A 20,459-nucleotide genomic window follows, 5' to 3' on the forward strand; every position below is an offset into this window, starting at 1 on the left:
ATCGCCCGAGAACAGCACGGCATGGTCGATCTTCGGCGCCAGCTCCAGCATGTCGATCGCCAGCTCGATATCCATATTGCCCTTTATCCGCCGCCGCCCAAGCGCATCGGTGAACTCCTTCGCCGGCTTGGTGACAAGGCTATACCCGTTATACGCCAGCCAGTCTGTTAAGGGCTTCAGCGGTGAATACTCTTCAGTATCCAGCAGGGCTGAATAATAATAAGCCCTTACCAGATTGGATTTTCCGCTAAAAAAATCCAGCAACCTGCGGTAATCAATGTCAAGCCCCAGGCTGCGGGTCGCGGCGTAGAAATTGGCGCCATCTATGAATAAAGCGGTACGTTCCTGTGGGGCAAAGAGCATATGGATTATTTCCTGCGAGTAAAAAATTAGTTAAACGAATATACAATATTGAAAAAAGTGTTAGAATAAAGACAATTCTGCATGTACTTTGTATTTTCTGGAAGATAATCCGTTGAAGCACTTTGGCTTATGATACTAATTGCAATCGGTGCCAATCTGGCCGGGGTGGATGGTTCCTCCCCGATTGAGACATGCCGCGCCGCCGTGCCGCTGCTGTGCGAGATCCCGGGGCTTTCCTTCGTCGCTCTCTCCGGCTGGTATCGCACGGCGCCGCAGCCGCGCGCCGAGCAGCCTGACTATTGCAACGGCGCCATCCGCTTTTTCGGTGAGATTGGCCCGGCCGAGCTGCTCGCCCGCCTGCATGAGGTCGAGGACCGCTTCGGCCGCCAGCGCGCCGGGCTCAACGCCGCCCGCACGCTGGATCTGGACCTCATCGACCTCAACGGCGCCATCCGCGCCACCCCGGACCCCGTTTTGCCGCACCCGCGCGCGCACCAGCGCGCCTTTGTGCTGCGCCCGATCCTTGACGTCGCGCCGGGCTGGCGCCACCCCGTCCTGCACCAGAGCGTCGCCACCCTGCTGGCCGAACTCCCTCCGCAAGGCATACAGCCCTGGCATGAGGAGCGTCCGTAAAGGGTTGCATCACACAAGCGCGCAGAGTAAGGCGAGCGTTCAATTTTCTGCCTGGAGCATTTCGGATGGCCCGCGTCACCGTTGAAGACTGTGTTTTGAAAGTGCCGAACCGCTTCGAGCTGGTTCTGCTGGCGGCTCAGCGCGCCCGCAACATCAGCCGCGGCGAGCAGCTGACCATCGACCGTGACAACGACAAGAACCCGGTCGTCGCCTTGCGTGAAATCGCCGAGGAAACCCTGGCCCTGCCGGATCTCGAGCAGGATCTGGTCAAATCCCTCTCGCGCGTGCCCGAGCCGGAGCCGATCGATGAGGAAGTGGCGGACCTGATCCCGACCGATCAGAATATCTTCGGCCTGCAGGACGTTTCCGCCGAGGAAGAAGCCGCCGCCATGGCCGCCGAAGCCGAGGAGATGACCCCGGAAGACATCCAGGCCGCCATCGAGGCCGAGCTCGGCGGTAAAACCCGCCGCTGAGCCGGATAAGTTTTTTCGCCGCATGCGGCTCCGGCCGCATTCAGTGCTTTGCACCGCACCATCGGTGCCCTAAGCTGACCCTATCATGCTGAATGCCTGCAGGGGACCAGTTATCTGTTGCGCGCCCGAGGGCGTGGGGGCCGGCGGGTTCCACCCGGAACTGGGCGGCCTGCTCTCACGCGTGACCGCGTATGATTCCAAGGCCGACCCCGCGCTGATCGACGACGCCTACACCGTCGCCCTCAAGGCGCACGAAAGCCAGAAGCGCGACGACGGCGAACCCTACATCACCCACCCGCTGGCGGTGGCCAGCATCCTGGCCGGCTACCGGCTGGATTGTGCTTCCATCATCACGGCTCTGTTGCATGACGTGGTGGAAGACACCTCAGTCACCCTGCCGATGGTGCAGAAGCGTTTCGGGCCGGAGGTCGCGGGGCTGGTTGATGGCGTAACCAAGCTGACCCGTCTGGAACTGCAATCGGACCGCACCAAACAGGCCGAGAACTTCCGCAAGCTCGTCCTGGCCATGAGCAAGGACATCCGGGTTCTCATCGTCAAGCTGGCGGACCGGCTGCACAACATGCGCACCATCGGCGCCATCGGCGCCGCGCACAAGCGCCAGCGCATCGCGCGCGAGACCATGGAAATCTACGCGCCGCTGGCCGAGCGCATCGGCATGGAATCGGTAAAGACCGAGCTGCAAACCCGTTCTTTCGCCGAGATCGATCCCGAGGCGTATGACACCATCCAGGCCCGCCTCAACTTCCTGCGCGGCCAGGGGGCTGATGTTATCGAGGAAGTCCGCCAGGAGCTGCTGCGCGTCTGCCGCGAGGCGGGGGTTGATGTCGCGGAAATCTCCGGGCGTGAGAAATCGCCTTATTCCATCTGGGAAAAAATGCAGCGCCGCAATGTGGCGTTCGAGCAGTTGTCGGACATCATGGCCTTCCGCATCATCGTGCCGACGCGCGAGGCCTGCTACGTTGCGCTGGGCGGCATCCATGCCGCCTATCCCGTCATCGCCGGGCGATTCAAGGATTATATCTCAACCCCAAAGGCCAACGGCTACCAGTCGCTGCACACCGGGGTCACCCTGCGCCACCCGCGCAACCAGAAAATCGAAATCCAGATCCGCACCGCCGACATGCAGATGGTCGCTGAAAACGGTGTCGCCGCCCACTGGCTCTACAAACAGGCCGACGCTTCCCAGTCTGACATCAAACAGTTCCGCTGGGTGCAGGATTTGCTGGAAATTCTGGAAAACTCCGCCGCGCCCGATGAGTTTCTCGAAAACACCAAGCTTGAGCTCTACCAGGACCAAGTGTTCTGCTTCACCCCCAAGGGCCAGCTCATCCAGCTGCCGCGCGGCGCCACCTCGGTTGATTTCGCTTATGCCGTGCATAGCCAAATTGGCGATTCCTGCGTCGGCGCGCGCATCAATGGCCGGCTCATGCCGCTGCGCTACGAGCTGCAGAACGGCGACCAGGTGGAAATCCTCACCGCGCGCGGCGGCACGCCCTCTCCCGCGTGGGAGCGCTTCGTCGTCACCGGCAAGGCGCGCGCGCGCATCCGCCGCTTCCTCACGCAGCAGGTGCGCGAACAGCACCGCGATGCGGGCAAATCCACGCTGGCCAAGGCCTTTCGCCAGGAAGGCGTCGATGGCTCGGAAAAAGTGCTGGACGCAACGGCAAAAATCCTCAAACAGGCGTCGCTGGACGACCTGTTCGTCGCGGTCGCCACCGGCGCGCTCGGGGCCAAGGATGTCGTCTACGCCTCCTACGCCGAACTGAAGGAAGCCCGCGCCCCGCGCATGCTGCCCGCCTTCATGGGCCAGTCGCTCAACCCCCGCTCGCCACGCGGCGCGAACCACAAGGCGGAAGCCGGCATGGCCGTCACCGGCCTCGTCGCGGGGATGGACGTACATTATGCCGGCTGCTGTCATCCGCTGCCCGGCGACAAAATTGTCGGCATCGTCGCCAACGGCAAGGGTATTACCGTCCACACCAAGGACTGCGCGACGCTCGAAACCTTCGCCGCCACCCCGGAACGCTTTATCGACGTCGACTGGGACACCGCCCATCTCAACCGGGCTGGCCCCAAATCCGGCCGCTTCACCGGCCGCATTACCGTTATCGCCAGCAACGCCCCCGGCGTGCTGGCGGCGCTCACCAACGCCGTCGCCAAGCAGGACGGCGCGATCGCCAACTTGAAAATCATCCATCGCCAGCAGGATTTTTTCGAAGCCCTCGTCGATGTCGAAGTCCGCGATTCGCGCCATCTCGGCCAGGTCATCGGCGGGCTGCGCGGCGCCCCCGGCATCGCCCAGGTCGAGCGCGCCAGAACATGATCCTCGGCCTCGGTTCCGACCTGTGCGACATCCGCCGCATCGAGGCCAGCCTGGCCAAGTTCGGCGAGCGTTTCACCCGCCGGGTGTTCTCCGAGGTTGAGCGCGCCCGCGCCGAGCGGCGCACGCATGCGCGCGCGGCCAGCTATGCCAAGCGCTTCGCGGCGAAGGAGGCTTGCGCGAAGGCTCTGGGCACCGGCTTTCGTGATGGTGTCTTCTTGTCGGACTTGTGCGTGGTCAATCTGCCGTCCGGCCAGCCGGCCCTGGAGCTGCACGGCGGCGCCCTGGCCCGCCTGCGCGCCATGCTGCCGCCGGGGCACGCGGCGCATATCGCCCTCTCGTTGACCGATGAATACCCCTACGCCTTCGCACAGGTGATTATTTCCGCCGAGCCGTTAGCCGCCGGTTAACCTCGTTCCGCCTACCATACGAATGAAACCGGATATTAACCAATCCGGCATGGTTCTTTCCGAGGTGGAACAAAATGCTCGCAAACACATTTGGCGCGATTGCATATATCGCGATGGCCTTCGCCGTGAACAATCTCGCCATGGCGAGCGAGACCTCCGTGCTGGGGCGGCGGCGCGGGGCGCTGCTGGCGGTGCTCAGCACCGGGGCGCTGGTGCAGATGCTGCTGGGCCTAGCCGCGCATTTCAATTTCACCTCCGCCCTGCCCGCGTTGCGGATACTGGCGGCGTTTTGCCTGGTCGCGGTGCCGCTCAACTTCTGGCCCGTGGTGTCGCGGCTCAAGCGCGGCCAGCTGCGTATCCTCAACACCCGGCTGCTGGCGCGCGCGCAGCGGGCGGAGGCCGCCGTGGCCGCGGCGCGCAACTGGCTCGCTCTGGCTGAGCGGAGCGGGCATGTCGGGCACTGGCAGCTCAGTGTGCCGGATTATCACCTGTGCTGGTCGGATGAAATGTATCGTATTCATGGCCTGTGGCGCGAGCATTACACCCCGCGCCTTGAGAGTGCGCTGGCCGCCTTCCACCCGGTGGACGGCAAGCGCATCGGGGTGTTGCTGCAGGAGGCCGCCGCCAACCAGGGCGAGTTCGAGGTTGCGGCGCGGCTGCGCCGGCCTGATGGCGAGATCCGCCACGTCATTCTGCGCGGCGCCGCGGCGCTGGATGGGGACGGGCAGGTGGGCGAGCTGAACGGCGTGCTGGTGGATGTCACCGAGCCCAAGCGCGCCGAGGCGCAACTAGCGCTCTCCGGGAGCCGCGGCCTGCCGCTGGAGGATGAACTCACCGGCCTGGCGGACCGCCGCCAGTTCGACCTCAGCCTGGGCTATGAATTCAAGCGCGCCGTGCGCAGCCGCAAACCGCTGGGCATGGTGTTGCTGGAGATCGAGCATTTCCCCAACTACGGCGCCTATTACGGAGCGCTGGAGGCTGACGCCTGCCTGCGCGTGGTGGCCCAGGCGGTGCAGGCGGTGCCGCGGCGCACCGGCGATGTCGTGGCCCGCTACGGCGCCACCGAAATCGCGGTGCTGTTGCCCCTGGCTGACTCCGCCGGAGCCCAGCGCGTGGCCACCCAAATCCTTGAGGCCGTGCGCGCCCTTGGCCTGCCCAACGCCGGGCAGGAGGCGGGCATCCTCACCGCCTCCTGCGGTGCCGCCGCCTTCGTCGGCATGGACGATCTCTACAACCCCATGGAACTCACCCGCCGCGCCGCCCGCGCCCTGGCCGATGCGAAGGAGATGGGAGGCAACCGCGTCTGCGGCTACCGCGAGGTGGAGCTGCTGGGCGTTCTCGCCACGCGCGCCTGAATCAGGGCTGATTAGCTGAATGTTAAACTCTCGCGCCCTACGCTGAGGCGGCCTGAATGTTCAGGACCACCGCACGGGACGCTGGCACGGTAATTTGGCGGCGCAACGCCCAATCCGCCGTGGAGGTTGAACGCATGGAGGTTGAACGCATGGAGGTTGAACGCATGGAGGTTGAACGCAATGGCAATCTGGCAAGCTGAACTCACCACGCTGATGAGTGCGTTGACTTACGCCTCTGCCGCCCTGGCGCTGCTTTACCTCTTCCGCGCGCGCGGCACCTTGGTTCTGGGCATCCGCCGCTGGCTTCTCGTTGCGGTCCTCGCAGCCGCGTCCGGCTTGCAGGCGCTGCTGCTGTTCGGCCTCGCACGGGGCGGGGCAGCGGCTTTCGTGCTGGCTGCCACCGCCGCGCAGCTGGCTGCGGGCATTGGCCTGTGGGTCTTGCTGGCAGGTATAAAACCTCTGCGCGCGGGCGCCATGGGGCGCGGGATGCGGCGGCAGATTGATCAAGCCAACGACCGCGCCGCGGCCGCCCGCGCCACGCTGGAACTGGCTGAAGCCATGGCGCGGTTCGGCCACTGGCAGGTGGACCGGGCGGGCAGGGTGTTCGAATGGTCCACCGCCATGTACCGCATGCACGGCGTTTCCCCCGCAACGTTTCTCCCCTCGCTGGATGCGGTGCTGGCAAGCTTTCACGCTGATGACCGCCAACCCCTCTCCACCGCCCTCCTGGCCGCGCTGGCCGGAGGCGGCGAATTTGAACTCAGGCTGCGCCTGTGCCGTGCCGATGGCGAGATGCGCCATGTTATCATGAGCGGGCGCTCCCTGATGCCGGGCATCGTCTGCGGTGTTCTGGTGGACATCACAGCCGGGCATCAGGCCGAAGCACGCCTGCGCGAGGCCACCGCCGCCGCTCTGCACGCCAACACAGCCTTGCGTGAACTCACCTTGGAGGACGGCCTCACCGGCCTCTCCAATCGCCGCCAGTTTGATCTCAGCCTGGTGCATGAATTCAAGCGCGCGGTGCGCAGCGGCTTGCCGCTGGGTCTGGCGCTCATCGATATCGACAATTTCCGCGCCTACAACGCGGCCTACGGCAGCATCGCGGGTGATGCCTGCCTGCGCCGCGTCGCGCAAGCGGTCAAATCCATCCCCCGCCGCACCGGGGATGTCGTGGCCCGCCACCGGGGCGGACAAATCGCGGTACTGCTGCCGCTGGCCGATGATAAAGGCGCTGAGCGTGTCGCCACCGTCATTCTCGAAGCCGTGCGGGCGCTGCAAATCCTCCACGAGGGCGCTGATTCCGGCTTCCTCACGGTCAGTTGCGGCGTGGCGGCCTTCACCAGCCTGGCGGATGTTAACAACCCGCAAGAGCTGGTGCGCCGCGCCGGCCAGGCGCTGGACAAGGCCAAAACCGAAGGCCGGGACCGCATCGTGAAATTTGATCTGAGCCTGAACGGCGACCTGTATGATTTCCACAACCCGCCCCAGCCGCTGGATATGGCATATTGGATCAAAAACCGCGTGAGTTGATCGCGCCCGCCCGGCAGGGATATGCTGCGGGGATGGATACCGAGAAGTATTTCTACGAACCCGCCTCAGGCCATGGTTTGGCGCATGATCCGTTCAACGCCATCGTGGGGCCGCGGCCAATTGGCTGGGTCGCTACCAAGGGCGCGGATGGTTCGGTGAATCTGGCGCCGTACAGTTTCTTCACGGCCTTTAATTACCACCCGCCGATCATCGGATTCTCCAGCATCGGCGCGAAGGACTCGCTGCGCAACGTGCGGGAAACCGGGGAGTTCGTGTGGAACCTCACCACCCGCGCCCTGGGCGCCGCCATGAATGAGAGCAGCGCCACGGTGCCTTATGGTGTTGATGAATTCGCCTTGGCCGGTCTCACCAAGGCGCCCTCGCGCCTGGTCGCCCCGCCGCGCGTGGCCGAGAGCCCGGTTAATTTCGAGTGCAAGCTGGCTGATATCATTCAGCTCAAATCCGCCGCCGGCGTGTTGGTTCCTACCTGGCTGGTGCTGGGCGAGGTGGTGGGGGTTCACATAGACCCCGCTTTGCTCCCGGGCGGCGTGTTTGACACTTTCGGCGCCGGCATCCTGCTTCGCGCCGGCGGGGCCACAGCCTATGCTGAAATCCAGCCCCAGACCCGGCTGGACATGTCCCGGCCAAAATAGAAAATAGGCAGGGCTTTGCTCACACCCCGGCTTCGAGCGGGAAGTCGCGCCCCGGATCAATCCCCGCCGCGTCCAGAAACTTGCGCATTTCCACGACTTCCTCCTTGGAGAGCGCATGCTGGGTGTCATGAAAACCATGCGTATGGCCGTTCAGCTTCACCTTCACATGGCCGTTGCCGCCATGGGTCACTTCCCCGCCCAGGTCCTCGATCACGGCATACACCAGCCGCGGCTCTATATTGCTGCTCACCGGATGCGCGAACAGCGCGTGCAGTGTGTTGCGGTGCTTATGATTCATTTAAACCCTGCCTCCTCGGTAACGGGCATTTCCACGATAACGCGATCATGCATGCCGATGGCGTAATGATACACCTCCGCGGGCTTGCTTGAAATCCCGCGGAGGCGCCTCCGGGCGCTTAATCCGCGGTAGCTTCCTTGAAATAGGCTTCCACCTTGCCCTTGAGCCGCATCGTCAGTGGCTTGCCGTGGCGGTCCACGGTTTTGCCCACGGCAACGCGGACCCAGCCTTCGCTGGCGCAATATTCTTCGACATTGGTCTTCTCAACGCCGTTGAAGCGGATCCCGATGCCGCGTTCGAGCACAGGCTCGTTGAAGAACGGCGATTTGGGGTCGTTGCTCAGATGGTCGGGGGGCGTATCGCTCATATGTATTTGCTCAGTTTGCGTTTGAGTTTGGTGACAAAACTGGCAGGCGCTTCGTCCGCCAGGGCAATCGCCGGGGCGGTGGCAAGCGTCTTGCCGTCCAGCGTATAGGTAATCGTCCCCAGTGTCTCACCCTTGGTGGCGCCGGGCGTCAAATCGGCGGTGTAGGCAATGTTGTGGGTAATCCGTGCGGCGGCGTCGCTGGGCAGGGTAAGGGTGATATCCTTTCCAGGGCCCACCGGCACGGTGCCGGTGTTCAGCGCACCGCTGGCCAGCGTGGCCACCTGCTGCCCGGCGGTGGCGATCTTCTCGTCGGTGAAGAATTTCTGCCCATAATCGAGCAGCGCCTCAATCGCGGCGGTGCTGGCGGTCCAGGTCGGCCCGCCCATCACCACGGCGATCAGCCGCATGTTGCCGCGCAGGGCGGTGGCGTCGATGCAATGGCCGGAGGCGTCGGTCAGCCCGGTTTTCATCCCGTCCACCGTCGGGTCGTGCGCCAGCACCGGGTTCCAGCTCGCCTGCGTTATGCCGTTATATGTATAGCTTTGTTCCTTGGAAATGTTCAGGAACTCCGGCTCATCCTTGATGATGTTGCGCGAGAGAATGGCAACATCCATGGCGCTGGTATGCTCGGCCGGGTCGGGCAGCCCGTCCACGTTGGTAAAGACCGTATTGGTCATCCCCATCGCGGCGGCGTCTTTGTTCATGATCTGCACGAACGCGCCCTGGGTACCGGCAATCTGCTCGGCCAGGGCCACGGCGGCGTCATTGCCCGAGACAATGATCAACCCATGCAGCAGCTGGTCCACTGTCACCGTGCTGGTGGTGTCGATGAACATGGTGGAGCCGCCGGCATGCCAGGCGGCCGCGCTCACAGGCACTACCTGGTCCATCTTCAGCGACCCATCATGCAGCGCTTGGTAGGCAATATGCGCGGTCATCAGCTTGGTCAGGCTCGCCGGGGCCACCTGCAGATTGGGCGCCGCCTCGGCCAGAATCGCACCTGTCGCGGCATCCATCAGCACATAGGCGGTGGCCTGCGGCAGCGTTGGCGGGGTAGGGGTGTTCTTGTCGGCGATCGGGCTATCGGGCACCGGCGGCGGGCCGGAGGGCGCGGCCGTCGCGGTGTCCTTGTTCTGGGCATTCGGGGCCGCGGCATGCGCGCCGTAATGCGGTGTTTTGGCCAGCGCCGGGGCGGCGCCCATGGCAAGGCTCAGAACCATCAGGGAAATGCCGGTCGATTTCTTCATGCACAGCTCTTTCTTCATGCGGGGCAGACAAGTGGAGGGCTTTTGCACCGATTTCTTGACAAGCCGCAAGCGCCGGGCTTGATGCGCCAACTCAACGGATTGGGCTTAAACATGGCGCGGCACGACAGTAAAACCGGCACGGTGGCTGAATTCTTCAAGACGATCTTCTACGCCGGGCTCATCGCGGTAGGCATTCATACCTTTCTTTATGAACCATTTTTCATTCCCTCGGGCAGCATGGTCCCCACTTTGCTGGTCGGGGACTATCTGTTTGTTAACAAATTCGCCTACGGCTATTCGCATTACTCCTTCCCCTTCGCGCCGGATATTTTCTCCGGCCGCATCATGGGCAAGCTGCCGCCGCGCGGCGCGGTGGTGGTGTTCCGCCCGCCCGGCCTGCCTAACGAGGATTTCATCAAGCGCGTCATCGGCCTGCCGGGCGATACCGTCCAGGTCACCGGCGGCCAGCTCTACATCAACGGCCAGCTCGTGCCGCGCACGTTCGTCGGCAACTATACTGACACCAGCTCCGGCGGCCCGGTGGAGGCGAAGGACTACATAGAGACCCTGCCGAACGGCAAATCCCATGCGATTCTGAAAGAGACCGACGGCGGCTTCGCCAACAACACCCCCCTCTATACCGTCCCGGCGGGGGATCTGTTCATGATGGGCGACAATCGCGACGACTCCGAGGATTCGCGTTTCATGGATGGCCCGGTCGGCTATGTCCCGCTGGAGAACGTCATCGGCCCGGCGGACATGATTTTCTTCTCCATCGACCTGCAACATCCCTTCTTTGAATTCTGGTACTGGCCGGCTGAAATCCGCTGGGACCGGATGTTCCACAAAATCTCTTGAGCCGGCTGGACCACGCCCAGACGCTCCTGGGGCACCGTTTCGTCCGGCCGGAACTGCTGGCCGAGGCGCTGACGCACCGCTCCGCCGCCGGCGCCAAGGGGGTCGGCTCCAATGAGCGGCTGGAGTTCATCGGTGACCGTGTGCTGGGGCTGATCGTGGCGGAATGGCTGATCGAGCGCTTTCCCAACGAGCAGGAGGGCAAGCTCGGCCCGCGCATGGCGGCCCTTGTCTCCAAGCCGGCGCTGGCGGAAATCGCCCAAAATAATGGCCTGGCGCCGCTGCTCAACGTCGCGGCGGGCGAATCCAAGCGCGGCGTGCGCAACCAGGCCACCGTGCTGGCCGATGCGCTGGAGGCGGTCATCGGCGCCTTGTATCTTGATGCCGGGTTGGACGCCTCGCGTCATTTCATCCGTCGCGTTATGGGGGATGTGGTGGACAAACAGTTCATTCCGCCGAAAGATCCAAAAACGGCCTTGCAGGAATGGGTGCTCAAGCGCGCCCTGCCGCTGCCGGCCTATGAGGTGGTGGAAATGTCCGGTCCCTCGCATGCGCCGCGCTTTGTCATCAAGGTGAGCGTGGGCGACGCGGCAGGACGAGGCGAGGCAGGCTCCAAACGCGCCGCGGAGCAGGCGGCGGCGCAGGCGTTATTGGGAGTTTTACCGGAATGACAACAAGTAGATGCGGCTTCATCGCCCTCATCGGCGCGCCCAACGCGGGCAAATCCACCCTGCTCAACCGCCTCACGGGCGCCAAACTCTCGATTGTGACGCCCAAGGCCCAGACCACGCGCGCCCGCGTGCTGGGCATTCTGCCGCGCGGCGAGGCGCAGATTTTGTTCGTTGACACGCCGGGCATCTTCGCCCCCAAACGCAGGCTGGACCGCGCGATGGTCGCCGCCGCCTGGGATGGCGCCACCGAGGCGGACTATGTGCTTCTGCTGGTTGACGCCAAGCAGGGCCTCACCGCCGCCGTGCGCGAAATTGTCAGCCAGATCGCCGCCACCGGGCGCAAACTCGCCCTTGTGCTCAACAAGGTAGACCTGATCGACCGCCAGAAGCTCCTGCCGCTCACGCAGGACCTCGCCGCCCTGGCGGATTTTGAACAGGTCTTCATGATCTCGGCCGCCACCGGCGACGGGCTGGAGGTGCTGCTGGATTTCTGCGTCGCCAAACTCCCCGCCGGCCCGCATCTCTACCCCGGCGACGAGCTGACCGATCTGCCGGACCGTCTCCTCGCCGCCGAGATCGTGCGCGAGCAGATCTTCCTGCAAACCCGCGATGAAGTCCCCTACGGCACCACGGTCGAGACCGAGAGCTTCAAGGTACAAAAATCGGGCGTGCGGATCGACGCGGTGATCTACGTCACCAAGGCCAGCCATAAGGCCATCCTCATCGGCGCCAAGGGCGCGCGGATCAAGGAGATCGGCATGCGCGCGCGCAAGGAGTTGACCAAGGTGCTGGAAACCAAGGTAGACCTCTTCCTGCGCGTGAATGAGCGCCCCGGCTGGGACGAAGAAGCCGCCCGCATCCGCGCCACGGGGCTGAATGACCCGAAGGTGTGAACAGCTGCCGCCGTGCGAGGCGGCGCTCGTTCTTCGCTTGATGTGAGAGGCGGTATTCTATCTAACGGACCAGGCGCATGACTGAAACAAAACACAAACCCCTGGCTTGGCGCTGGCATCTGGGCGCTTTGGGACTATACGCAGCCCTTGCGGTTCTGGTTGTCGATCATGGTGTGAACCCGGAGCGGTTTTTGGCCGGGCATGGCAGTGACCCGTTTGCCTTTGTCTGGTTCATGGCTTGGATGCCTTATGCGCTGACCCATCATCTGAATCCTTTTTTCACCAGTCTTCTCTGGCAGCCGGTGGGTGTGGCGTTGAGCTGGGCAACGCCGGTTCCCTTGCTGGCGCTGGCTGGCGCGCCGGTGACTTTGCTGTTCGGCCCCGTGGTAAGCTATAATTTATTCATCATCATCGCCCCCGTTGCCTCGGCCTGGTTTGCCTACCGGCTTTGCCTAGCTCTTGCGCAAGACCATCCGGCAGCGCTGCTCGGCGGCTTTCTCTTTGGTTTTTCCACCTATGAGATGGCGCAGGATGTCTCTGTTCTGAACCTGAGCTTCACATGTTTTGTGCCAGCCCTGCTGTGGGTTGTTGTGTTGCGGTTGCAGGATAAAATCGGCCGCTTGCGCGCGGTCTTGCTGGCGTCGCTGTGTCTTGCCGCTGAGTTTCTTATCAGCATCGAGATTTTTGCGCTGATTTTCATATTTGGCGGCATCGCCTGGCTGCTTGCGCTCTCTTTCATCCCGGCCCAGCGCGGCATATTAGCGAGGCTTTTCGTTGACGGATTATTGGCGGCGCCAATTGTCGTTATGGCGCTTTCGCCTTTGCTCTGGCAGATGTTTCTGCATCGCGGCACGGTCAATCTACCCGCCCTTTGGCCTTATTACTTTGCTGCGGATCCGTTGAATGTCATTCTGCCCGGAAAAACCAGCGTCATTCCGCTTTATATAACAAATGCGGCAGGCGGCGCGCAGGAGCAGGATGCCTATATCGGGCTTCCGCTGCTGCTGGTTCTGGCGCTTTTTGCCAGAGGGCAATGGCAAACCCCCACGGGGCGTTTTCTGGTTGTCTTGTTCCTGATCCTGCTGGCCGCAAGTTTTGGCCCGTTATTATGGATCGCCGGGCACCCCACGAATATTTCCCTGCCCTGGGCTCTCTTTGTTCATCTGCCGTTGCTTGGCATGGCGCTGCCGGCGCGGTTCGCCTTGTTCGTGTCGCTCATCACTGCGATCATCGCCGCTCTCTGGCTGTCCGGCGCGCACACGCAACCATCAAGAAGACGCCGCGGGGCATTATGCGCGCTTGCCTGTCTGGCCTTGCTCCCGGCGTTTCATCCCTGGATGAAAGTTCCTGAATCGAAATTTTTTGCGCCGGGAGAAGTGCAGGCCCAGTTGGGGCTGAACCCGCGCCTGCTGCTGCTTCCCTTCGGGATCAGCGGCCCCTCATCCTACTGGCAGGCTGAAAATAATTTCGGCTTCACTCAGACAGGCGGCTATCTCGGTTTCCCGCCCAAGGCGATGCAGCATTTCAAGGCCATCGGGCAGATGCCGGGTAACGAGCGGGAACCGGATTTCCCCGCGAATTTCGTTAAATTCTGCGAGCAAACCAACACTCAATATGTCGTGGCCGGGCCAGGAACCCCGGCGGCAATGCTGACCGTGCTAGCAAGGCTGCATTGGCCATCCCGGCAGGTTGATGATGTAACGATATTCACAGTGCCTGGAGTGAGCCGTGGTTGACGAAAAAATCTCCTGGCGCGGGCACCTCCTGGCTCTGGCGCTCTACACCACATTGTCGTTTCTCCTCATCGCCCACGGCGCCTCACCCACTCAAACGGTCTACGGCCAGGGCAGTGACCCATTTGCATTCATCTGGTTTTTGCGCTGGTGGCCCTGGGCCGTTATGCATCATCTCAATCCCTTATACGCCAATTTAATCTGGCACCCAGCCGGGATAGACCTTGCCTGGACCACGTCTATTCCTTTTCTGGCTCTGCTGGCGGCGCCGGTTACCCTCACGGGCGGTCCTGTATTGGCGTATAATATGTTGACAATCCTGGCCCCGATCCTGGCTGGGTTGAGTGCTTATGCATTGGGACTTTACATCGTCAAACGTCTTGTCGCAGCAATTCTCTGTGGCCTTTTCTATGGCTTTTCGACGTATGAAATGTCAGAAACCTTGGCGCACCTGAACTTGGATTTCAACGCCGCAGTGCCGTGCTTGCTGCTAATTGTGCTGGTGCGTTTGGACAGCCGGTTCAATCGGCGATGGGCGTCTGGTCTGGCGGCACTTTTGCTTGCGATGCAGTTTTATATATCCATGGAATTTGCGGCTACTTCTTTGCTGTTTGGCGGTATCGGCTGGGCGTTCGCACTGCTTCTGCTGCCTGCGCGCCGCGCCGCACTGCGTCGACTCGTTGTAGACGGATTGCTCACGGGTATTCTCACGGCGGTTCTGGTGTCGCCCCTATTGTGGAATATCTTTATGGTTCCTCGCGGCGTTAAGATACCCATAGGCTGGTCTTATCTTTCGGCGGGGCATTTGTACAATTTATTTGTAACAACCCCACAGGTAGTTCTGAGTAATCCAAATTTTCCTGCGACAGATAAAAACTGGCTTGGCCATTATCCACAATATGACTTCACCACAGGCCTGCCAATAGTGGTGATAATTTTTTGGTTTTTGTGGCGAAATTGGCGTAAGCCCGATACGCGCTTACTGGGATACATGCTTTGCGTGATTGCGTTGGCGAGTCTTGGTCCTGAGTTATGGATCGGCAGCCATTTTTCCGGCATCGTCATGCCCTGGCACATGATGTTGCGGTTACCGCTGATCAATTCGGCGTTGCCGGTTCGTTTCACTCTGTATACGAGTTTGTTGATTGCAATTATCATGGTGCGCACAGTCGCAACCGTGCCGCACCGTAGTTGGCGAGCGGTGGTGGTGGGATTGGCGTGGCTCGTGACTTTAGCGTCGCCGCATCCAGTTATGCGAGCGCCATTCGTGGATTTTTTTCGTCCCGGGCAGATGCAGACTGTATTAGGCCTGCAACCACATGTATTGATTTTGCCAGGAGCAGCTGTTGATGAAACTAGTTTCTGGCAGGCGCAAAATCATTTTGGCTTCATCCAGAGTACCGGATACGTCGGCATGCCTCCGCTGGCAATGGTTCATTACGCTGCGGTCATTGATCTGATGTTTAATCTGAATCCACCAACCCTTGCATCGGACATTGATGTTTTTTGCCACGCCGTGGGCACGAATTTTGTCTTAGCGGGGCCGGGTGTGCGGCCAGAATTAGAGCGGGCAATGGTGCGGTTGTCATGGCCAAGCCGCCGCGTGGATGGTGTACAAATATTCACGGTCCCCAGGGGAGGCGCCGTTCATGGCTAATATGACCTGGTTCGGAAGTTGGCGCTGGCACCTGGCCGCGCTGCTCGCCTACACTGCCGAATCCTGGCTGTATCTGGACCACGCCGCGCCGCTGACAAAATCTGTCCTCGGCCTGGGTTCCGACCCTTCGCTGATCATGTGGTTTCTCAGCTATTGGCCCTGGGCGGCTGCGCATCACATCAGCGCCCTGCAAACGCATCTTTTGTGGCAGCCGGTAGGGCTCAACCTAGCCTGGACAACCAGTGTTCCGCTGCTGGCATTATTGGGCCTGCCGTTCACGCTCCTGGGCGGCTCTATTCTGGCTTTCAACATCCTCACCCTTGCGGCACCAACGCTGGCTGCTGCTGCTGCTTACCTGTTGTGCTTGGAGCTTTTCGCGGTCCCGCCCGCCGCGCTCATCGGCGGCTGGCTGTTTGGCTTTTCCTCCTACGAGGCAGCGCAGACAATTGACCATCTGAACCTTGATTTCACCTGCCTGCTGCCACTGCTGCTGCTGGCCGTGGTCCGCCGCCTGCGTGGCAAGTCCGGGCGCGCATTCAGTGTCGTGGCATTTGGTCTGCTGCTTGGCGCGCAATTTCTTATCTGCCCCGAAATTCTGGCGACCAGCGCTTTGGTCAGCGGCATCGCGCTGGCGCTGGCCTTTTGGTTGCTGGCGCCGCGCCGCGCTCAACTCACCGTCCTGCTGTTAGATCTCACGCTTGCAGCCCCCATTGCCCTGCTGCTCAGCAGCCCCATTCTTTACGCCATGCTCACCGGCCCGTATGATGTCGCGCATCCTCCGCAATGGTCCTATATTTACTCCACCGACCTGCTGAATTTCATCCTCCCCACCAAAACCACCGCATACGGCGGTGCGTTGTTCCATCGCTTCACCAAAACCTTCTCCGGCGGGGTGGACGAACAGGCAGGTTATCTTGGCCTGCCGGCGATCGCGCTGCTTGTTATCGCGTGCCGCAATTTCTGGCATCGCCCGGAGTATCGTCTGCTCTTCATTGTGCTGGCGGTCGTTCTGTTGGCGAGCCTGGGGCCAGAATTACACATCGCGGGCCATGCCACGGGCATTGCGCTGCCCTGGGCTTTGCTGCTGCACCTGCCATTGCTGGGCGCGGCGCTACCCTCTCGCATGGCGCTCTACAGCAGCCTGCTCATCGCCATCATCCTCTCTGGCTGGGTCGCTGCTCGCGCGGAGCGGTTGCGGATTATCGCCGGAGCGCTGGTCTGCCTTTCACTCAAGCCCGTGTGGCACCCTGTCTCGCCATCTCCGGCGTTAACATTTTTTCGTCCCGGCAATGTTCAGGCCGTGCTTGGCCCGCATCCACGCCTTTTGCTCCTGCCGTTTGGCATTTCCGGCAACTCTTCCTACTGGCAGGCAGAAAGCGCTTTCGCCTTCTCACAGGTTGGCGGCTACCTCGGTTATCCGCCGCGGGCCTTCCAGGCTTCCCCAGCCGCGCTGGAACTTTTCTTTAACAAATTTCCAGCTAGCGCCGCAGCGGATCTTGCCAATTTCTGCCGCCAAACCGGCGCGCAATACGTTGTCGTTACCCCTGGCACGTCTCCGGCCGGCTGGGCAGTGCTGCAGGCACTTGACTGGCGCGCCCAAAGAATCGACGACGTAACCGTGTTCATCGTACCCGCATCATGACCGATCTGATCTCTCTCGTCATCCCGTTTTATAACGAGGCCGAGGCGATCCCGCATTTACGCGCCATGCTGCTGCCCGCGCTGGAAGCCATTGCCGGAACGGACTGGGAAATCATCTGCGTCGACGATGGCAGCACCGACACCACTTTGTTGCAGCTTGTTGCGCTGGCGCAGGCCGACCCTCGTTTCCGTATCATCGAATTCTCGCGCAATTTTGGCAAGGAGGCTGCGCTGACAGCGGGGATTGACGCGGCTCGTGGCGCCGCGGTCATCCCCATTGACGCTGACCTGCAAGACCCCCCGGCGCTGATCGCCCAGATGCTCGCCGCCTGGCGGGCGGGGGCTGAGGTCGTGCTGGCGCGGCGCACCGACCGCACCAGCGATGGCGTGCTCAAGCGCAAGACCGCCGCCTGGTTCTACCGTTTGCACAACCGCATGTCGCACACCAAAATTCCCGAGAATGTGGGGGATTTCCGGCTCATGGACCGCGTGGTGGTCAATGCTTTAAAACAATTGCCCGAGCGTCAGCGCTTCATGAAGGGGCTGTTCGCCTGGGTCGGCTTCCGCACCGTCACCATTGACTATGCCCGCGCCCCGCGCGCGGCGGGTGCAAGCAAATTTTCAGGTTTCGCGCTGTGGAATTTCGCGCTGGAGGGATTCACCAGCTTCTCTACCGCGCCGTTGAAAATCTGGACGTATCTCGGCGCGCTCACCGCGCTGGGCACGGTCCTCTACGCGCTCTATATCGTCATCTACACAGTGGCATTCGGCAACAGAGTCCCTGGCTATGCCTCGCTCTTTGTCGCCATCACCTTTTTTGGCAGCGTGCAGCTCATCAGCATCGGCCTGCTCGGTGAGTACATCGGCCGCATCTATGTTGAGACCAAACAGCGGCCGAGCTACCTCATCCGCAAAACCTATGGGAACTCTGATGGAAGCTGAAGCCTATCTCGACATGGCGGCGGTCGAGGCGCGGCATTGGTGGTTTGCCGGGCGGCGGCGTATTCTGGGCGCGCTCATCGGCAGCCTGAAGCTCCCGGCCAACGCGCGAATCCTTGAACTCGGCTCGGGCACCGGCGGCAATTTCGCGTTGCTGGCGCAATTTGGCAGCGTCACCGCGGTTGAGATGAACGAGACCGCGCGCGAGATTTCCAAAACCAGGGGAGGGGAGGCTGCCGTCCACCACGGCATGCTGCCTGAGGATCTGCCGCTTGAGGGGCATGAATTCGATCTCGTCTGCCTGTTCGATGTGCTGGAGCATGTCGAGGCGGACGAAGCTGCTCTGCGTGCGATCCGCGGTCTGCTGGCGCCGGGCGGCCGCGCGCTCATCACTGTCCCGGCCCATCCCTCGCTTTTCGGCCCGCATGATATCGCCTTGCATCACATACGCCGCTACACCCGCGCGCAATTTGCAGCCAGGCTGCGCGCCGCCGGGCTGCGGGTGCAAAAACTCAGCTTTATGAATATGGCCCTGGCCCCGCTCGCCTTTGCAGCCCGCTGGCTGGACCGGCTGCGCGGCACGCGGCAGGCCAGCGGCACCAGCATTCCCCCCGGGCCGGTGAACGCCCTGTTCACCGGGCTTTTCGGTGCCGAGGCCCATCTCCTCCCGCGCATAAACCTACCCTTTGGCCTCTCGCTGGTGGCCGTGGTCAGCGCCACCGATTAAAGCTATGTTCGGCCCAGATTAAAGGAGACCGGACATATGCGCATGAGCGTGATTCAAATGTCCCCAGGGGCGGACAAGGCGCAGAACATCGCGCAGGCCCGCGCCCTGATTGAGGGCGCGATCGCGGCGGACAAGCCAGAGCTTATCGCCCTGCCGGAAATATGGTCCTGCCTGGGCGGCAGCCGTGAGCAGAAATTCGCCGCCGCCGAGGTGCTGCCCGCCGCCGGCGAAACGGGCGGCCCGGCCTATGAATTTCTGCGCCAGATGGCCGAGACCAACGGCATCTACATCCACGGCGGCTCCATCGGCGAGCTGGCCGGCAAGCGGCTCTACAACACCAGCCTTGTCTTTTCCCCCGTCGGTGTGGAACTGGCCCGCTACCGCAAAATCCATTTGTTTGACATCACCACCCCCGACGGCCAGGGCTATCGCGAAAGTGCGACCTACGGCGCCGGGGAGGAGGTGGTTACCTGCCATGTTGGCGGCACGCATATCGGCCTCGCCATCTGCTACGATCTGCGTTTCCCGGAGCTCTTTCTCGCCCTGCGCCGCAAGAATGTTGACCTCATCATCCTGCCCGCCGCCTTCACCCTGCAAACCGGCAAGGACCATTGGGAGGTGCTGCTGCGCGCCCGCGCGATCGAGACGCAATGCTGGTTCGCCGCCCCCGCCTGCACCGGCATCCACCGCGATGCCGACGGTGAGGCCCGCGCCACCTACGGCCATTCCATGATCGTCGACCCCTGGGGCCATGTCGTCGCCAAAGCCTCCGATGGCATCGGCTGGGCCACATCGCGCATCGACAAAGCCTTCACCGCCCGCGTCCGCGCCAACATGCCGGTGCTCGAACACCGGAAGCTCGTTTGAAAATCGCCTTCATCGCCGCGCGGACCGAGATCGCCGAGGCGGCCCAGGCGCGCCTGACAGCCACTTATGGCAATTGCGATCAGCGTGAGGCGGATGTCATCGTCGCCCTGGGCGGCGACGGGCTGATGCTCGAATGTCTGCACAAGGTCCTGGGCACCGCGCAACCCGTGTACGGCATGAACTGCGGCTCCGTCGGCTTCATGATGAACGAGTTCCTGGAGCCGGGCCTGCAGGAGCGCATTGCCCGCGCGCATCCCAGCATCCTCCATCCGTTGCGCATGCACGCCATCACCGCCTCGGGCGTGGTGGAAGAAGCCATGGCTCTCAATGAGGTCTCATTGCTCCGCCAGCTGCGCCAGGCCGCCAAAATCCGCATCCATGTTGACCATACCGTGCGCCTGGAGGAGTTGATCTGCGACGGCGTGCTGATCGCCACCCCCGCCGGTTCCACGGCCTACAACCTCTCCGCCCACGGGCCCATCATCCCGCTCAGCGCCAACCTGCTGCCGCTCACCCCCATTTCCGCCTTCCGCCCCAGGCGCTGGCGTGGTGCGCTGCTGCCCTCCACGGTGGATGTGCTGTTTGAAATTCTGGAGCCGGATAAACGCCCCGTCGCCGCGGTGGCGGATTTTACCGAGGTCCGCAACGTCGTCTCCGTTGCGGTTAGCGAGGATCGCAGCGTCGGCGCTACCGTCCTCTTCGACCCTGACCGCGCCCTCTCCGAACGCATCATCACCGAGCAGTTCACGGTATAGCCTCCTGCCCCCCAGCGCCACCGCATTCGCGGCGGGCGGAAGGGACGAGCA

General features: G+C 62.3%; 22 protein-coding genes. 18 read left to right on the forward strand and 4 right to left on the reverse strand.

Annotated elements, in window-relative coordinates; genetic code table 11:
• The coding region (locus HKL97_RS04085) for an NYN domain-containing protein (RefSeq protein ID WP_291422829.1) at positions 1–363 on the reverse strand (363 nt) is incomplete at its 3' end.
• Between the two features lie 129 nt (positions 364–492).
• On the opposite strand from HKL97_RS04085, the gene folK reads away from it, so the two are divergent.
• From folK to HKL97_RS04125, 8 genes are all read left to right on the forward strand, one after another.
• Positions 493–996: a 2-amino-4-hydroxy-6-hydroxymethyldihydropteridine diphosphokinase gene (gene folK, locus HKL97_RS04090; RefSeq protein ID WP_291422830.1), complete on the forward strand. Its 504-nt coding sequence runs from the start codon at positions 493–495 to the stop codon at positions 994–996.
• Between the two features lie 65 nt (positions 997–1,061).
• Positions 1,062–1,469, forward strand: coding sequence for a DNA-directed RNA polymerase subunit omega (gene rpoZ, locus HKL97_RS04095; RefSeq protein WP_291422831.1), 408 nt, complete (start codon positions 1,062–1,064; stop codon positions 1,467–1,469).
• 85 nt (positions 1,470–1,554) lie between these two features.
• Entirely contained in the window at positions 1,555–3,813 is a 2,259-nt protein-coding gene (locus tag HKL97_RS04100) for a bifunctional (p)ppGpp synthetase/guanosine-3',5'-bis(diphosphate) 3'-pyrophosphohydrolase (RefSeq protein WP_291422832.1), read from the forward strand.
• Positions 3,810–4,220, forward strand: coding sequence for a holo-ACP synthase (gene acpS / locus HKL97_RS04105; RefSeq protein WP_291422833.1), 411 nt, complete (start codon positions 3,810–3,812; stop codon positions 4,218–4,220). Before HKL97_RS04100 ends, acpS begins: the two co-directional genes overlap by 4 nt.
• Before the next feature lie 74 nt (positions 4,221–4,294).
• Entirely contained in the window at positions 4,295–5,575 is a 1,281-nt protein-coding gene (locus HKL97_RS04110) for a diguanylate cyclase domain-containing protein (RefSeq protein WP_291422834.1), read from the forward strand.
• A 56-nt stretch (positions 5,576–5,631) separates the two neighbouring features.
• Complete coding sequence (locus HKL97_RS04115; protein WP_291422835.1) at positions 5,632–5,775, forward strand: hypothetical protein; 144 nt, start codon at positions 5,632–5,634, stop codon at positions 5,773–5,775.
• Entirely contained in the window at positions 5,756–7,105 is a 1,350-nt protein-coding gene (locus HKL97_RS04120) for a sensor domain-containing diguanylate cyclase (protein WP_291422836.1), read from the forward strand. The genes HKL97_RS04115 and HKL97_RS04120 overlap by 20 nt, the downstream gene beginning before the upstream one ends.
• Complete coding sequence (locus HKL97_RS04125; RefSeq protein WP_291422837.1) at positions 7,081–7,758, forward strand: flavin reductase family protein; 678 nt, start codon at positions 7,081–7,083, stop codon at positions 7,756–7,758. Before HKL97_RS04120 ends, HKL97_RS04125 begins: the two co-directional genes overlap by 25 nt.
• Positions 7,759–7,777: 19 nt before the next feature.
• Here the strand turns inward: HKL97_RS04125 and HKL97_RS04130 are convergent, their stop codons facing one another.
• The 3 genes from HKL97_RS04130 to HKL97_RS04140 all read right to left on the reverse strand — a co-directional run bounded on the left by HKL97_RS04130 (position 7,778) and on the right by HKL97_RS04140 (position 9,670).
• Entirely contained in the window at positions 7,778–8,056 is a 279-nt protein-coding gene (locus tag HKL97_RS04130) for a hypothetical protein (RefSeq protein WP_291422838.1), read from the reverse strand.
• 118 nt (positions 8,057–8,174) lie between these two features.
• Positions 8,175–8,423: a DUF3297 family protein gene (locus HKL97_RS04135; protein ID WP_291422839.1), complete on the reverse strand. Its 249-nt coding sequence runs from the start codon at positions 8,421–8,423 to the stop codon at positions 8,175–8,177.
• The gene (locus HKL97_RS04140) at positions 8,420–9,670 is read right to left on the reverse strand and encodes a D-alanyl-D-alanine carboxypeptidase family protein (RefSeq protein WP_291422840.1); all 1,251 of its coding nucleotides are present in this window, start codon (positions 9,668–9,670) and stop codon (positions 8,420–8,422) included. Before HKL97_RS04140 ends, HKL97_RS04135 begins: the two co-directional genes overlap by 4 nt.
• Before the next feature lie 111 nt (positions 9,671–9,781).
• On the opposite strand from HKL97_RS04140, the gene lepB reads away from it, so the two are divergent.
• The 10 genes from lepB to HKL97_RS04190 all read left to right on the forward strand — a co-directional run bounded on the left by lepB (position 9,782) and on the right by HKL97_RS04190 (position 20,408).
• Complete coding sequence (lepB, locus tag HKL97_RS04145; RefSeq protein WP_291422841.1) at positions 9,782–10,528, forward strand: signal peptidase I; 747 nt, start codon at positions 9,782–9,784, stop codon at positions 10,526–10,528.
• On the forward strand, positions 10,525–11,196 hold the full coding sequence (rnc, locus tag HKL97_RS04150; protein WP_291422842.1) for a ribonuclease III: 672 nt from the start codon (positions 10,525–10,527) through the stop codon (positions 11,194–11,196). The genes lepB and rnc overlap by 4 nt, the downstream gene beginning before the upstream one ends.
• Positions 11,193–12,089 (forward strand): GTPase Era, encoded by an 897-nt coding sequence (gene era / locus HKL97_RS04155; RefSeq protein WP_291422843.1) that lies wholly within the window; start codon positions 11,193–11,195, stop codon positions 12,087–12,089. The genes rnc and era overlap by 4 nt, the downstream gene beginning before the upstream one ends.
• A gap of 77 nt (positions 12,090–12,166) precedes the next feature.
• Positions 12,167–13,825, forward strand: a complete 1,659-nt coding sequence (locus HKL97_RS04160; protein ID WP_291422844.1) for a hypothetical protein — start codon at positions 12,167–12,169, stop codon at positions 13,823–13,825.
• Positions 13,818–15,479 (forward strand): hypothetical protein, encoded by a 1,662-nt coding sequence (locus HKL97_RS04165; protein ID WP_291422845.1) that lies wholly within the window; start codon positions 13,818–13,820, stop codon positions 15,477–15,479. The genes HKL97_RS04160 and HKL97_RS04165 overlap by 8 nt, the downstream gene beginning before the upstream one ends.
• Complete coding sequence (locus tag HKL97_RS04170) at positions 15,472–17,121, forward strand: hypothetical protein (protein WP_291422846.1); 1,650 nt, start codon at positions 15,472–15,474, stop codon at positions 17,119–17,121. The genes HKL97_RS04165 and HKL97_RS04170 overlap by 8 nt, the downstream gene beginning before the upstream one ends.
• The gene (locus HKL97_RS04175; protein ID WP_291422847.1) at positions 17,118–18,062 is read left to right on the forward strand and encodes a glycosyltransferase family 2 protein; all 945 of its coding nucleotides are present in this window, start codon (positions 17,118–17,120) and stop codon (positions 18,060–18,062) included. The genes HKL97_RS04170 and HKL97_RS04175 overlap by 4 nt, the downstream gene beginning before the upstream one ends.
• Positions 18,052–18,786, forward strand: coding sequence for a bifunctional 2-polyprenyl-6-hydroxyphenol methylase/3-demethylubiquinol 3-O-methyltransferase UbiG (locus HKL97_RS04180; RefSeq protein WP_291422848.1), 735 nt, complete (start codon positions 18,052–18,054; stop codon positions 18,784–18,786). The genes HKL97_RS04175 and HKL97_RS04180 overlap by 11 nt, the downstream gene beginning before the upstream one ends.
• Positions 18,787–18,822: 36 nt before the next feature.
• Positions 18,823–19,653 (forward strand): carbon-nitrogen hydrolase family protein, encoded by an 831-nt coding sequence (locus HKL97_RS04185; RefSeq protein WP_291422849.1) that lies wholly within the window; start codon positions 18,823–18,825, stop codon positions 19,651–19,653.
• Positions 19,650–20,408, forward strand: coding sequence for an NAD kinase (locus HKL97_RS04190; RefSeq protein WP_408820682.1), 759 nt, complete (start codon positions 19,650–19,652; stop codon positions 20,406–20,408). The genes HKL97_RS04185 and HKL97_RS04190 overlap by 4 nt, the downstream gene beginning before the upstream one ends.
• Positions 20,409–20,459 lie beyond the last annotated feature (51 nt).

The organism is Acidocella sp. (genome assembly GCF_013044125.1).
GTDB lineage: Bacteria > Pseudomonadota > Alphaproteobacteria > Acetobacterales > Acetobacteraceae > Acidocella.